The organism is Leptospira ilyithenensis (genome assembly GCF_004771005.1).
Lineage (GTDB): Bacteria > Spirochaetota > Leptospiria > Leptospirales > Leptospiraceae > Leptospira_A > Leptospira_A ilyithenensis.
This window is the reverse complement of the sequence record NZ_RQHV01000023.1, coordinates 1-14860: the sequence shown is the minus strand read 5'-3', so window position 1 is coordinate 14860 and position 14860 is coordinate 1. Positions and strand designations below refer to the sequence as shown.

Sequence of the window (14860 nt, the reverse complement as noted above, 5' to 3'; positions counted from 1 at the left end):
TTTCAATGAGTATCCAAAAGATAAAATCAGAACTAACGGATGTTTGATATTTTTCCTTCGTGATTTTCTCAAAATTCAAATACGTGCTGAATGCTGCTATGTTTTCTCAATAGACAATTTTTCTTCCGCTGAAAATATCGAAACTATGAAGCTATTTTTGATTCTGCTTTTCTCTTCCGTTTTGTTATCCTGCTCTGACTCTTCCAAAGATGCTGAGAATGAAATTACAAAACAGGAATCCGATTCTACGGAACCCAGAATTATTTTTTTCGGAGATTCTCTTACGGCAGGTTACGGACTGCTTGATTATGAAGAAGCATGGCCTCATTTGGTAGTCAGTCGTTTGAAAAAAGAAGGATTTGGTTACCAGATAACAAACGCAGGCGTTTCGGGCGATACTACAAGCGGGGGATTGGGTCGGATTGATTGGGTGTTGAGTCAGAAGCCGGATATTTTCGTATTGGAGCTTGGCGCCAATGATATGTTACGCGGGATTTCTCCGAAAGTTACTCGGTCCAATCTGAAATCCATGATCCAAAAGGTAAAATCCACATATCCCGATTGTAAGATTTTACTGGTTGGAATGCGCGCCACTCCCAATTTGGGGAAAAAATATGCGACTGAGTTTGACTCGATTTATCCTGACCTGGCTAAAGAAGAGGACTTAAGTTTCATCCCATTTTTATTGGAAAGAGTGGCCACCATACGTAAGTTAAATCAAAAAGACGGAATTCATCCCACAACGGAAGGGCATAAACTTGTGGCGGAAACGGTTTACCCTTACTTGAAAAAACTGACAGGTAAATAAATTCATTTCAGTGGCTTGGAATTCCCCTCGCGTAGACTTTGGCAAAAAGGCGAACAAATTTCAAAAAAAATAAAGAATTTTCGGATTTGGATCGCCTTGTCAGCTAATGTATGATAAACGGAACTCATTGGGCGGCGGGTGGTTAACCCCTCCCAAATCAGGGCGGGGATACCAGAATCTCTTCTTATAAGGAATATCCCATACTGACCTAACTCCCGTAAACTGGAGGTCCCGGGCAACTTTAAATCGGATTGACAGGCCCGCTTTTTTCCAGCCTCTTATTATTATGTCAGAACCTTTTCCTATCCCCCCGTTTGCAAAGGAATGTAAAGAAAAAGCGAAAGAAGCATTCGGAGCTTCCTATGTTCATCCGTTTGTGGTTGCACTTGCGGACGGCAGTCTTTCTTCGGAAATCTTTCGGTTTTACCAGATTCAGGATGCAAAATATTTGGAATCTTTTTCCGATGCCTGCGCTATTCTTTCCACAAAGGCGAACGATCCGAAAGATAAACTTTGGCTGATTGATGCTGCTAGAATGTCACTCGTAGTGGAAAACGAATTGCATTTGAATTATGGAAAAAAATTAGGATACGATGCAAAGACGATCGCAGATACCGAACCCACACCGAGCAATCTTGCCTATCAAAACCATATGGTATCCGTTGCATTGAAAGGAAGTTCTGTCGAAGGTTTATCTGCCATTGCACCTTGTCCCTGGCTTTACATCGAACTTGGGCAGCACTTATTGCAAAAGATGGGAACCATTCCGGAAAGCCATCCTTATGGAGACTGGCTCCGTATGTATTCCGATTCCGGATTCAATGAATATATGAAAAATCTTTTGGCATTATTGCAAAAATGGGCGGACCAAACGGATGCAGGAACCAGGGAAAAAGCCATCCTTGCCTTCGAAAAAAGCGTTCATTACGAATGGATGTTCTGGGACCAAGCATGGACAAAACAAACTTGGCGCCACTAGACTTTCTTTCTTTTTTCCTTGCGAAAGAACTGTTTCAAAAAATCATGGTGTTACTCAAACCTCTCGCGGGAATAGCTCAGCGGTAGAGCATCTCCTTGCCAAGGAGAGGGTCGCGGGTTCAAGTCCCGTTTCCCGCTAACAGAGGTCTAGACTAGAGGCAGAAGACAAAAAGATCCCCTCCTTACTTCTGACTATTGTGGCTCTTGATTCTCCTCCCCCATTCTCGAAATTTTTTATATTGGAATTAGCATGGAATTTACTGCAAAGAAAAACAACAACGCATCTTGCGATTTAACCATTACCTTCAATGCCGCTGAGGTAGAAGTTGCTTATAAAAAAGCTTACGAAAGAGCCAAAGAAAAAGTTAAGATCCCGGGATTTCGCCCCGGAAAGGCTCCTCTTGATATGGTGGAAAAAGTATTGGGAGATTCCGTCATAGACGATGCCGCCAATGTTATGTTAAATCAGGCAATGGCGGATTTGTTTGATAAATTGGAACACAAACCGATTCGTATCCCTCAATTCCAAGTGGAAAGTTTTGATCGTAAAACCGGTGCTAAAGCAAAGGCGACTTACGATACAAAACCGGAAGTGATTCTTCCAAAACTCAAAAAAATCAAGATCCAACCCAAAGAGATCAAAATCACTGATGCAGACATCCAAAAAGAATTGGAAGGAATGCAAAAGAACTTAGCTCGCAACAGCCTCAAAGAAGAAGGCGATAAGATCGAAGCTACAGATTTATTGGAAATCAATTATAAATTCAAAGAAGACGGGAAAGACTTTCCGGACGCATACCAAACAGGCAAATTTCAAATGGGAGCTACGCAAAATCCTCCTGGCTTTGAAGACAACCTTCTTGGTATGAAGATGAACGAGGAGAAAGAATTTAACTTCAGATACCCGGACTCTTTCCCTCAGGCTCCGGAATCTGCAGGAAAAACATTGGTTTATATCGTAAAAGTGACAGCGATTTACAAAGTAACTTATCCTGATATCAATGATGATTTTGCTTCCGAGGTGGATGGATCGGCAAACTTACAAGAGTTAAAGGACAAAACAAAAAAACAATTGGAAGAAATCTTCGTATCGGCATTGAAGAAAAAAGCAATCGACGAAGCTTATACCGACATCATCAAAGAATCCAAGTTCATTATCCCGGAATCCCTTATCAAAGAGGAAACTGAAGGGGTTTTTCATAATTTCATCCATGAATTCGGTCTTCCTCACACGACCTTACCGGATTATGCAAAAAGACTAGGCAAAGAAGAAGCGGAAGTTCGGGAATCCTTCGGAAAAGCCGCCGAAAAACGAATCCAAACCTACCTTTTGAAGCACAAAATCGGAGAAGAATACAAAATCACGATTTCTGACGAAGAATGGGAAGAGGGTTACGAAAAAGAAGCCGGAACCCAAGGAATTCTGACCGAATCCCTCAAAAAAGAAGTCCAAAAACAAAAGGCGGAAACTTTTTACCGGGACAAATTCCTGTTTGATAAAATTGACGAGTTTGTTTACGGTGAGGTAGATAAGAAATCTCCTAAATCGGTTTCCATCGAAGAAGCAGAGAAGTTATTGAGCGGGAAAGAGTAAAACATGTCAACATTAATGCCCTACGTAATCGAACAAACAAGTAGAGGAGAACGTCAGTATGATATCTTCTCCAGACTATTGAAAGACCGGATTATCTTCCTAGGTTCCGGAATTGACGAAGCTTATGCGAACGTCATTTCGGCTCAGTTATTATTCCTGGAAGCGGAAAACCCGGAAAGAGACATTTATCTCTATATCAATAGCCCAGGTGGTTACGTAAGTTCCGGAATGGCGATCTATGATACCATGCAGTTGATCAAACCGGAGGTAAGAACCCTTTGTATCGGTCAGGCTTCCTCCATGGCAGCGCTTCTTTTGGCAGGTGGAGCAAAAGGAAAACGTTCCGCACTTCCCAATTCTAGAATTATGTTGCACCAACCTTACGGTGGAGCGGGCGGACAGGCATCGGATATCGAAATTTCCGCAAAAGAAATTGTTAAGATAAAAGACAAGCTGATCGAACTTTATGCTAAGCACTCCGGCAAAACAATCGAACAGATTCAAAAAGACACTGAGCGCAATTTGTATATGAGCGCGGAAGAAGCGAAGGAATACGGAATCATCGACAACGTAATCCAAGAACGCAAACAGATCCAAGCTTAAAAAAGGAGCTCTCCATGACCAAACGTCCTACTACAACAGGGAATACTCGTGAAAAATTGCATTGTTCATTTTGTGGCAAGGCGCAAGACGAGGTTCGTCGTTTGGTGGCGGGTCCCGGAGTTTATATCTGCGATGAATGCATTTCTCTTTGCAATGAAATCATCGCAGAAGAGCCGCAAGGTGGCGAAAAAACCGCTATCGTCGGTGATATCCCGAAACCTCTCGAAATCAAAAAAATCTTAGACCAGTATGTGATCGGACAGGAGCAGGCCAAAAAAGCTCTGGCAGTTGCCGTTTACAATCATTACAAACGTATCTTTCATAACGATCGCAAAGCGGGTGAAGTGGAATTGGAAAAGTCCAATATCATGCTCATCGGTCCTACCGGATCAGGCAAGACCTTGCTTGCTCAGACTTTAGCTCGCATTTTAAAAGTTCCTTTCGCCATCGTAGATGCAACTGCACTCACTGAGGCGGGTTATGTTGGTGAAGATGTGGAGAATATCATCCTCAAACTCATCCAGAATTCGGACAACGATGTGAAACGTGCCGAAATGGGGATCATCTATATCGACGAGATCGATAAAATCTCCCGCAAATCCGACTCCGCATCCATCACAAGAGACGTGTCAGGCGAAGGAGTGCAGCAAGCATTACTCAAAATCATAGAAGGCACCGTTGCCAATGTTCCTCCCCAAGGAGGACGCAAGCATCCTCATCAGGAATATATTCCTGTAGAAACAAAAAACATTTTGTTCATCTGCGGAGGCGCTTTTGTCGGTCTCGATCAGATCATCAAACAAAGAGTTGGTGTTAAGTCGATAGGATTCCATTCCGGTGAAGCCGTAAATGAAATGGGTCAGGCAATTGATACCAATGACAATCTGGTTCATCATGTGATTCCTGACGATTTGATGAAATTCGGTTTGATTCCTGAGTTTATCGGCCGTTTGCCGATCGTTGCTACTTTGGATGAACTCACAGTCGAATCTTTGAAATCTATTTTTACCGAACCGAAGAACTCACTTCTAAAACAGTATCAAAAGATGTTTGATATCGAGAATGTGAAACTCAAGTTTACGGAAGATGCCATCGGTGCCATTGCTGCGACTGCTATCAAACGGGAGAGTGGGGCGAGGGGACTACGTGCCATCATCGAAGATATCATGATGGATTTGATGTTTCAGATCCCTTCCCGCAAGGACGTATTGGAAGTTGTGGTTACGGAAGACACTGTTCTCCGAAACGAACCTCCTATCACAATCCTCAAAGGCGATATAGAAAAGATCGCTTAAAATGTGAACGATTTCGGATAAACAGGGTTAGGCGAAAGTAGCGGAAATCCGCCTAGCTCAGGATCAAAAGTATCCGAAAAGATGCTTCTCAAAGAATCATTACACTAAAGTTTTTTGACGTTACCCTATATTGCTATTCTAAGCCTTCTCACTCAAAATACGTCATGCCCAGAAATAATACGTAGTAATAAAAAATAGATCAATTTATACTTTATTTTTTAAACCTAACCGCTTATAAAAGGGTATATGAGAAAAGTTGTTTTTGGGATAAATACTACCTCTGATGGATATTGTAGTCACACGGACATGGTCGCCGCCGACGATGACTTGCACAAATACTTCACTAACCTCTTAAGTAATGCCAGTCACATTCTATATGGACGTATTACCTATCAACTAATGGTTCCTTTTTGGCCTGATGTTGCCAAAAATCAATCGATGTCAGAAATATCTAATGAGTTCGCTCAAGTATTCACATCACTAAAAAAGATTCTTTTCTCCAACACATTGAAACACGTTGACGATACAAATACCAGATTACTAAGCCAAAATATCGCAGATGAAGTAATCGCATTAAAGAAACAACCAGGAAAGGACATTTTAGTGGGCAGCTTGAGCCTTGCTTCTCAACTCTCCCAACACCATTTAATTGATGAGTATCATTTCGTAATTCATCCGGTTCTTGCTGGAAAAGGTCCTCGGTTATTCAATAACTTGAGCCTCCAGGAGAATATTCGGCTAGACTTTCTTGGTTCGGAAACTTTCCAATCCGGCGCCATTGCACTTCACTACAAAAGACATACGTAAAGAAAAATTCTTCTCTTAAGAATTGTCTGTGGGAGGAGGTATACTCGATTATTGAGTATGCTATTAATGCATTGTTTAATTTTTCTTCTAACTACCGCTCTCTATTAGCTGGAGACGGACGCATAACTACGCCTTACTGCTTACTTTCTGAAATCTGCACTGTGCTATTTTCTACTTTTCATCGCAACCTTTCTTGTTCTAAAGTTGCCTAAATGGTGGTGTCCACTTTTTTGGGGAGGTCACTACTTTGTTCTTCGGAATACAAAGATGCTTAGGTTTTCGAGAGGATTCGTTAGGTTTCTTTCCTTTCCCAGACCTTGCATTTTTTTCGCGATAGCGAGAAGCATCTCCCTGGAAGAGTTGGGATTTAGATCCAGAAGATAGTCTACAAATTCTTCCATGATTTCAAAAGATGTTAGCCCAAACTCTTGTAAGGTGCGATCACTTCCCCAAACCAGATAATCTCCCACTTCGATTCCGTCTGCAACGGAAAACACATGATCGTGCATTGCGTGCCAGGAGTCGTCTCCGCTTCCTTCTATGACTTGGATTCCCTGTTTGGAAAACTGAAATACCGGCATATCCATAAAATGTAAAAATTGCAGTTTGTCTTTTTCCGCACCGATTCCGAATAGCGATAGTTTAAGACCAGTTAGGTTAAGGTTGCGGAGCGCAGTTTCTATTTTTGTCAGGACATGTGCCGTAGTGTCTTGCGTATCAATGAAACTGGAAATTATTCCGTGAACAAACAATCTTTCGGAAGCTTCCGTAATCCCCGCTTCTAAATGACCAGCAAGGATTCCCACAAAACCGTCTTTGGTTTTCAGAATACGCATGTAATCACTGTTAGCATGTCGAACCACACTGGGGTAGGCGGAGACGTCCCAGCCGTGAATTTTCTTCAATTCTATATCTGGCATGAGTCGCAGAAGGCTTGTTGCCTTTGTTTCCACCCAATTCGGATCTTCACTGCCAATGCCACCGAGAGTTCCGTTCCCCGCTTGGAACAATGCGAGTTTTATGGAACGGATGATGGATGTTTCTTCCGTAAACTCATCCGCCCTGTCTTCACTTGCGGAAGGGTCTTTGTGTTGGATTTCACTTGCGATGTGACGGAATATTTTATAAATAAAACCTAATAGATAGTAGGCGAGTCCCGAAACACATCCTGCAAATATAAGGGATAAATACAGGCCCAACATTTTAAATGCGATCGTACTTTTCCCTGTTGGGTTTTGCCAATGTCGGAAAGCAAATTCGGATACTAGAAAAAGAATTAAAAATAAACAGAAAGAGAATAATCCGAGTAAGATCGGGATTTTAGTGCGAACGCTTAATTTTCTAATATTCATGTTTTTTATCCGATCGTTCCAATATCTTCATCAAAATTGCTGATACAAAAAACAAAAAGGCCAACGGCACAAGCAACATCATCATTGAAAATACATCCGGTCCCGGAGAAAGAACCGCAGAAACGACAGCAATTATCAGAATCCCTTCTCTCCATTTGGAAAGTAAAAAACTGGAGGAGAGTATCCCTATTCTTCCCAGTAAAATCAATACGATCGGCAGTTGAAACGAAGCTCCGAAAACCAGATGAAGGTTAAAAAACAAATCATAATATTCATCTATTGGAAGATATGGATCGATCCCTTCCGGTCTTAAAACGACCAGGAAGACTCTTAAGAAATTTTCAAAAACGGTGAACCAACAAAGTAGTAGCCCCGACCAAAACAGAAGAGTGGAAAATAAGATAATGAACTTTCCCCATTTTTCCGTTCTGGGGTCCACTGCCGGAACGATAAACCCCCAAAGGATAAAAAGTAAAATCGGCAACGCCACGAGCACGGACAGTAAAAACGAAGTTTTCAGATAGATAATAAACGGCGCCATCAGCTGGATTTGGAAAAAATGGGCGTTGGGACCAAGCACTGCCCGGTAGGGGCTGATCAAAATGGAATGGATCTCCGCCCCAAAATACAAAGTCACCACCATAAAGGTAAAAATGACTAACATGGAATATATAAGCCTCTGTCGAAGTTCTTCCAAATGTTCGCCCAGGGTCATGACTTTTTCCCTAATTTCTGAATTTTCGGGTAGGGGAAGTGGTTTTGTTTTTTTTACTTTCGCCAAGGCTTATCGAATTTATGCTTTTTTCTTTTTCGGTTTGGTAGTTTCTTTTTCCAGGGATTCATTTTGAGGAATCGAACTGGTAGGCTCATCGTCTGTAGAACCCGTTAAGGATTTGCGAAATTCTTTGATGCCTGAGCCTAGATCCTTTGCAAGCGAAGGAAGGCGTTTGCCACCAAAAAAAAGCAGTGCCAAAAAAACGATGAGTGCAATTTCCCAAGGACCAAGATTGAAAAAAGCAAGTGGGGGTAGAAAAGAAATAGGAATTTGGAGCATAATTTCCTCTTAGTTACAATATCTATGCAAATGAGTCAGGAATCAAGCGGAATGATAGATTTCTTTCGATTGTTACCGGAAACTTATTCCGGCGGAATCTATCTATTTGAAATCGTTTCCGGAAAACTATTGTTCACAAACGAATATTTTCAGAAAACCTTTGGAGTTTCGGGTGCCCCGAGTCTCGCCGCAAAATCAGAACTACTTTCTTTGATTCATAAAGAGGACAAACCTCTTTGGCAGTCCCAAACCAAGTCTCTGACCAAATCACCTGCAGGCACTAGAATCGAATTTGATATTCGATTTTTACTGGAAAAAGGGGAACACCCACGCTGGTTTCACTTCAATGAAAAATCGGTAAACCTATCTCAGGTTTCGGATCAGATTTTAGGAATCGGATATGTGAATGATGTTACCAATCAAAAAATTAACGAGGACAATATCCGGGAACAAATTCAATTTTCGGTAAGTCTTTTTGAAAACGCATCTCTGGGGATGGCGCTGCAAGACTGGGAAGGCGGATATTTTAGAGTTAATGCCCGTTTTACGGAGATCACGGGCTATTCGATCGAAGACCTGACTTTTCTGAATATGAAACGTGTGAATAAGATCGGCCTTACGAAAGAGGAAAAGGATTATTTTTCCCTTATGGGGGACGGAATGGAATTCGGAGAATCTGTTTTGTATAGAAAGGACGGAAGGCGGATTAATATTTACCGCCGAACAAATATTTTTCGAAACTCCGAAGGCAGACCCAATTTTTATTATCTGCTCTTGGATGATTTAACTGAAAAAAAACAAATCGAATCTTATAATTTACATTCTCAAAAAATGGAAACGATCGGAAATCTGGCGGGGAATCTCGCTCACGACTTGAACAATTATCTGCAACCCATACATGTATTTTCCCAGTTGGGAAGGGAAATTCTTTCCAAACAGGATATTTCTTCCTCCAAAGATAAATTATTCGATTATCTGGAAAAGATAGGAATGGCGGCGAATAGCGCGCGTTCTATGATTCATCGTATCATCCGGTTTTCCAAAAAAACGGATGAAGAAGCGATCTCTATCGTGGAGATCTCATCCATCTTGGAATCGAACATTCCCATCCTTCTTGCCGAGATTCCGAAAAACGTGCAATTGGAATGTTCTTTCTCTTTCGATCCTCTTTTTGTAAAAATAGATCCGGTTCGCATTTGCAAGTTAATCGGCGAACTTGTGATAGGTTCCATTTTTTCTTGGGAAGACAAAAAAGAAGGACTGATTCATCTTTCCACAAAACAAATCCCCTGGTCGCAGGCGGATTCATTGGAAGATAGGGTTTTGATTTCTTTGGAATTTACGGGACTTGCCGTATCGAATCTTTCCATAAATGATTTTATGCAAAAATCCATTTTTGAAGAGGAAGAAATCAAATGGAAAGGACTTCATTTGCTCAATCGTTATGTGAAAAATTGGGGCGGAGAGGTGAGGCTTGAAAAACATTCCGAAATTGGTTTGGTACTTTTGATTGATCTTCCTTTGGAAAAAGAAATCTCTGCGGCGCCTCTTCCTTTGCCGAATGTGAATTCCGGTAATGCTGGCTCCCACTGGGATATAGTGTCCAAAAAGAAAATCTGGATTGTGGAAGACGATGAACCTGCACGCGAATCCATTGCAACGGTTCTTTCTTTAAAAAACATTGAACCGCTTCTATTCGAATCTTCCATTGCAGCTTTGGAATATTCCAAACAAGAACTACCTGATTTCGTTCTCTCCGATTATAGAATGAAAGACATCAACGGGTTGAATTTGATTCGAAAGCTAAGGGAAAAATCACCGAATCTATCTGCGGTGTTGTATACGGGAAATGCAGAAGGTGTGGATTTGGAAACATTGGAAAAGGAAGGGATATTGGTTCGAACCAAACCAATATCCATCGATGAACTTTACGAATCTATTTTATTATCGTTTGGCCTTCTTTGAATTGTTCGGCTTGGCCTGCACCGCACCAGTCGTTTTTGTTATGAACTCCGTGATTTCCTGAAATAACAAAGGTTTGTCTGTCTCGGAATACTTGGACAAAAGAACATGCGCTCCTTTTTCCACTTTTACTATTTTGTTAAGCGGATTTGCTTTCGGTCCGGATTGGATTTTTTCAAATCCGGAAACCATTGCGGAAACTGAGGCTGATCTATCCTGTTCTTCTTCCGATTTATAATAATAGAAAACTAATACCGGTTCTTCGATGCGGGAAAGAGGATTTTCCTGATCTATGAATCTTTTCAGGTTCATTAGATTTTGAACCGCTCCGTAATATTGGTTTTTATACCAAAATTTATAAGACTGGTCTTTCGGATCCAGTTCCGCAGATTTGCGAATCTTACCTAAAACCAAATCAACGAATGTGGAACCCCATGTGAATTTGTATAAATTTGCAGACGGGTCGGAAAAATTATAAAACGGAGAAGCAAGGATAACTGCTGCAATTTTGTCCGGATACTTTGCCGCCAAATAGGATGAGATAAGTCCGCCCATGCTCGTTCCTACCAAAACAAGTTTTTCACCTAACTGAGTGGATTCGAGAAGTGCCGTCTCAGCGTCCTGGAGATAAGATTGGAAAGGAGTGTTCAGATGATCTTCCACATTGGTTCCGTGACCGGGCAGACGCACGTAATAAGTGTTTGCTTGGAAGTAGTCTGCGACTTTGTCCATGACTTCCTCCCCTTCCGCACGGCTTGCTCCGAATCCGTGGATGTACAAAATGCCGATGGGTGTTTTTTCCTCGCTAAATCGAATCAGTCGCTCTTCGTTTCCTTCTTTGGTTCCTTCGTTTTTACTGGCTTCCAATTCCTTTTGAAAGTAAGAATCGAACGGCAGATTTGCAGATTCCGGTTGGAAGTTATAATTTGGCTGGTTTAAAAAATACGTAGTTGTTAAAAAGGAGGTAAGGATAAGTAAAATTGCGGTAATCCATTTTCCAAAAATTTTCATGGGGTTCTCTTGTTTCGAAATTTAAATACAATCATTTTGACAATTCTCTTTCTACTTCAAGTCAATTTGTACTTTTCATGTACAAATGTGACAGAGGAATTGTTGGTTCAAAAAGAAGAATCCGGAATCCTGGCGGGCTTTCGGGTCAGAAAAATCCATGAATCCGCTACAGTCACTGCGGGTTACGGGAAAATTACAAATTTAAGAGATGCTGATACGGAGGTTAGAGAGATTCGTGCGGAAGGGTATGAAACCGTTGAATGGCATACTTCCAGTTTGGAAGATGGGATCGCCAAGATGAGGAAAGTGGATTTTCCCATTCCACTCCCGTCGGGAAAAGAAATCCTTTTGGACAAAGGGGGAAATCATTTGATGCTCATCGGTAAAAAGAAAAAGATATCCGAGACAGTCCGGATCTACTTTGTTCTGTCAAATGGAGAGACGCTGGTTTGGGATGCTGCGGTTAAGTAGTTTAGGAGCGGCTTCGGTTTTAGCAGATTATATGAAAAATTTTTTTGCCGGTTTTTGCATTCGCATTCTATTGTTAAGTCTTTCTTTTTGTTTTCTTTTTGTCAGTTGCAAACCATCGCTTGAATTCAGCGAACTTCCCTTGGGCGGAGATTTTTCCGAAAAGGATAAATCAGGAAAATTGGTATCTTTGAAGGATTTCAAGGAACCAGTGTTGCTTGTATTTTTCGGATACACATACTGTCCCGATTTTTGTCCGAATATGTTGTCCAAAATCAAGAACGCAGAACAGATGTTAGATGAAAAAACAAAGAGTTCCTTTCGAACTGTTTTTATCTCCATTGATCCTTTGCGGGACAGTCCGGAAACGGTTCAGAAATACGTAAGTTTTTTTCTAAAAAACGTTTCCGGATTTTCTTTCGATCAGGCAACTACCAATCGTTTGGTGAAACAGTATGCTGCCTTCGTAGAGGAAACAAAAGACGGAACGATCGATCATTCCACTTATGTTTATGTTCTGGACGGAAATCGGAAAACAAGAAAGCTTTTGAAATCTACGGAAGATGCGGAAACCTTTGCAAAAACCATCGAGTCCTTAGGCCGCAATCCCGTTCAGCCGGAGTAAGGCTTCAATCTCGGGATCTTTTCCGTAAAAATCCCGGAATAATACCATCGCATTTTCGGAACCGCCTTTTTCAAGAACCGTTTTACGAAAATGTTCCGCTAATTCCAAATCGAACACTCCTTTGTCTACAAAGGAGAAGTAAGCGTTTGCGGATAGCAACTCAGCCCATTTGTAGGAATAATACCCCGCCGCATAACCACCTGCAAAGATATGAGAGAATGAATTCTGGAAACGGTTGTAAGCAGGCGGTTTGATAACACTCACTTCGTCTCTGACCTGTTCTAAGATCTTCTGCACACCTTCTTCGTTCGGAGATTCCAAATGGATGAGCATATCGAAGATGGCAAATTCCAATTGACGGACAACTCCCATAGCGGATTGGAAATTTTTTGCATTTACCATCACGTCGATAAAGGACTGAGGTATAGTCTCTCCCGTCTGGTAATGTTTGGCGAAGAGAGTGAGCACTTTCGGTTCATAGGCGAAATTTTCCAAAAACTGGGAAGGAAATTCGACTGCGTCCCATTCAACTCCGTTGACCCCGCTGACAAATGCTTCTTCCACTCGCGAGAGAAGATGATGGAGTGCATGACCCAATTCGTGAAATAATGTGACTACGTCATTCGGTTTGAGTAAAGACGGATGGTCTTTGGTGGCAGCGGGAAAGTTTCCTATTACAAATGCGATCGGGAGAGTTTCCTTTCCTTTTTCATCGATAAAATGGGCCTTCCAATTGTTCATCCACGCTCCGCCTTTTTTGTCTTTTCTCGCTTCCAAATCCAGATAGAGCCTTGACCTCACTTCCTTGTCGATGACCAGATCATAACAGAAAACAGACGGATGCCAAACGGGAGTTTGCACTTCTTTGAATTGAATACCTAGCAAAGATTCCAAAAATTGGAAGGTTCCTTTGGTAACGGATTCTTTTTCCAGATAAGGGCGGTATTTTTCCTCTTCGTAGTCGAAGGTTTCTTTTTTCAATTGTTCAGAATAAAACATCAGATCAGCGGATTCGATTTCTTCCTGTCCTAGTTTTTTGGCGAAGTCTTTTAGTGTTTTCAGTTCTTTTTCAGCAATCGGCTTTGCTTTTGCGGAAAGGTTGCGAAGAAAACCTAATACCTGTTCCGGGGTGTCCGCTACTTTTGTAGCAAGACTGAGTTCCGAATAATTTTTGAAATCCAAGAGACTCGCTTCTTCTTTTTTGATCTTTAATATTTCTTCCAGAATTTTGCCGTTTTCGGGAGCACGGGTGGAATATGCTTTGTAAAGTTCCTTTCTTTTTGCCCGGTTCGGTCCGTAAGTCATGTAAGCAATGTAACTAGGAAATTGTAATGTGAATTTGTATTTGCCGTCTTCCGTCTTTGCCGTAACGAGTTCTCCTTCCGGCATTCCTTTTACATCGTCTTCCGAAAGAATCATCTCAAAGGAATTTGTGGCATTCAATACATTCTGCGAAAATTGATTGGTGAGTTCTGAATGACGGATGCGCAGATCTTTTAGTTTGTCTTTTTTATCTTGTGCAAGTCCTACACCTGACAAACTAAAATCTCTGATTTCATTATCCAAAACTTTTTTCTGTTCTTTGGTAAGTGTTGTGTCCGATTTTTGAATTTCGAGAAAAGCATTGTATACGGATTCGTTTTGACCCAAGTCCGTATAATACTCTGTTAGTTTGGGAATCACTCTGGTGTAGATGGCTTGAGACTCTTCGCTGTTTTTGACGGAATGGATATGAGAAAGTTCCGTGCTAAGATCGGAAAGTTCGGTATGAATCGTTTGATACGGTTTTAAAAAATTGGCAAAACTGAGAGGAGAGTTCTTTAAAAGGGAATCTACTTCTTTTTTGTTGGACTCCATTTTGGATTCTATGGATTTTTCTTTTTCTGATAAATTGTCGCTCTTGAATTCTGGAAACATATTGCCTCTGATCTTTAGACTAAAACGTTCGATGTTCCTCGCTCTTTTTCGCGGAACATCCTGTTCCGACGAAAAAGCTTCGGCCGTCCCTGGCCTCCGCCACCGAAGGGAAACATCTCACTCACTTGAAAATCCCTTTTTGCCAAATCCATCCCCTCCAAAAAGGGAAATTTTTTTCTAAAAAACGAGAAAATTCCAATAAAAAATGATCGCCGCAATTCCATAATTTTTTGACTTCTCGCTTTAATACGGCTTAGCTGACCAAATCGTAGGTCCCCCATGCAAACAGAAAACCCATCTGAACAAAGGTTCACAGGATTCACAAAAACACAAGGCGCGCTCGCGCTTTTTTCCTTTGTATTCTCACTGTTTTTTGCAGGTGCGGT

Annotated in this window: 15 protein-coding genes and 1 tRNA gene; 10 read left to right on the top strand and 6 right to left on the bottom strand. The window is 41.4% G+C overall.

Annotation, left to right across the window (positions count from 1 at the left end):
• Positions 1–145: 145 nt before the first annotated feature.
• The 7 genes from EHS11_RS03310 (at position 146) to EHS11_RS03280 (ending at position 6085) form a co-directional block, all read left to right on the top strand.
• Positions 146–808 carry an arylesterase gene (locus tag EHS11_RS03310; RefSeq protein WP_135762996.1) on the top strand — a complete coding sequence of 221 codons (663 nt, stop codon included), beginning with the start codon at positions 146–148 and terminating at the stop codon, positions 806–808.
• Positions 809–1094: 286 nt separating this feature from the next.
• Complete coding sequence (locus EHS11_RS03305) at positions 1095–1787, top strand: TenA family protein (protein WP_135762995.1); 693 nt, start codon at positions 1095–1097, stop codon at positions 1785–1787.
• Positions 1788–1852: 65 nt separating this feature from the next.
• A tRNA-Gly gene (locus EHS11_RS03300) sits at positions 1853–1924 on the top strand.
• Between the two features lie 112 nt (positions 1925–2036).
• On the top strand, positions 2037–3380 hold the full coding sequence (tig, locus tag EHS11_RS03295) for a trigger factor (protein ID WP_135762994.1): 1344 nt from the start codon (positions 2037–2039) through the stop codon (positions 3378–3380).
• Between the two features lie 3 nt (positions 3381–3383).
• Positions 3384–3983 carry an ATP-dependent Clp endopeptidase proteolytic subunit ClpP gene (gene clpP / locus EHS11_RS03290; protein WP_135762993.1) on the top strand — a complete coding sequence of 200 codons (600 nt, stop codon included), beginning with the start codon at positions 3384–3386 and terminating at the stop codon, positions 3981–3983.
• Positions 3984–3997: 14 nt separating this feature from the next.
• Positions 3998–5278, top strand: a complete 1281-nt coding sequence (clpX, locus tag EHS11_RS03285) for an ATP-dependent Clp protease ATP-binding subunit ClpX (RefSeq protein WP_109020243.1) — start codon at positions 3998–4000, stop codon at positions 5276–5278.
• 246 nt (positions 5279–5524) lie between these two features.
• Positions 5525–6085: a dihydrofolate reductase family protein gene (locus EHS11_RS03280; RefSeq protein ID WP_135762992.1), complete on the top strand. Its 561-nt coding sequence runs from the start codon at positions 5525–5527 to the stop codon at positions 6083–6085.
• 242 nt (positions 6086–6327) lie between these two features.
• Here the strand turns inward: EHS11_RS03280 and rktP are convergent, their stop codons facing one another.
• From rktP to EHS11_RS03265, 3 genes are read right to left on the bottom strand one after another with little or no spacing between them, the layout of a single operon-like run.
• Positions 6328–7437, bottom strand: coding sequence for an Arg-Lys translocation region protein phosphatase RktP (gene rktP, locus EHS11_RS03275; RefSeq protein WP_135762991.1), 1110 nt, complete (start codon positions 7435–7437; stop codon positions 6328–6330).
• Complete coding sequence (gene tatC / locus EHS11_RS03270; RefSeq protein WP_210413616.1) at positions 7427–8218, bottom strand: twin-arginine translocase subunit TatC; 792 nt, start codon at positions 8216–8218, stop codon at positions 7427–7429. The genes rktP and tatC overlap by 11 nt, the downstream gene beginning before the upstream one ends.
• A gap of 12 nt (positions 8219–8230) precedes the next feature.
• Positions 8231–8491 carry a Sec-independent protein translocase subunit TatA/TatB gene (locus EHS11_RS03265; protein WP_109020234.1) on the bottom strand — a complete coding sequence of 87 codons (261 nt, stop codon included), beginning with the start codon at positions 8489–8491 and terminating at the stop codon, positions 8231–8233.
• 30 nt (positions 8492–8521) lie between these two features.
• Between EHS11_RS03265 and EHS11_RS03260 the strand changes: the two genes are divergently transcribed.
• A complete protein-coding gene (locus tag EHS11_RS03260; RefSeq protein ID WP_246047568.1) occupies positions 8522–10456 on the top strand; it encodes a response regulator in 1935 nt (644 codons plus the stop codon).
• Here the strand turns inward: EHS11_RS03260 and EHS11_RS03255 are convergent.
• Positions 10436–11464 carry an alpha/beta hydrolase gene (locus EHS11_RS03255; protein WP_135762989.1) on the bottom strand — a complete coding sequence of 343 codons (1029 nt, stop codon included), beginning with the start codon at positions 11462–11464 and terminating at the stop codon, positions 10436–10438. The two genes, EHS11_RS03260 and EHS11_RS03255, sit on opposite strands and share 21 nt — an antisense overlap.
• A gap of 87 nt (positions 11465–11551) precedes the next feature.
• Between EHS11_RS03255 and EHS11_RS03250 the strand changes: the two genes are divergently transcribed.
• Positions 11552–11935, top strand: a complete 384-nt coding sequence (locus EHS11_RS03250) for a copper chaperone PCu(A)C (protein ID WP_167884331.1) — start codon at positions 11552–11554, stop codon at positions 11933–11935.
• 31 nt (positions 11936–11966) lie between these two features.
• Positions 11967–12557 carry an SCO family protein gene (locus tag EHS11_RS03245; protein WP_135762987.1) on the top strand — a complete coding sequence of 197 codons (591 nt, stop codon included), beginning with the start codon at positions 11967–11969 and terminating at the stop codon, positions 12555–12557.
• Here EHS11_RS03245 and EHS11_RS03240 read toward each other — a convergent pair.
• Both EHS11_RS03240 and EHS11_RS19970 read right to left on the bottom strand, forming a co-directional pair.
• Positions 12528–14474 carry a M3 family metallopeptidase gene (locus tag EHS11_RS03240; RefSeq protein WP_135762986.1) on the bottom strand — a complete coding sequence of 649 codons (1947 nt, stop codon included), beginning with the start codon at positions 14472–14474 and terminating at the stop codon, positions 12528–12530. The two genes, EHS11_RS03245 and EHS11_RS03240, sit on opposite strands and share 30 nt — an antisense overlap.
• A 14-nt stretch (positions 14475–14488) precedes the next feature.
• Positions 14489–14860: hypothetical protein (locus EHS11_RS19970; protein ID WP_210413615.1), on the bottom strand; the 372-nt coding region annotated here is incomplete at its 5' end.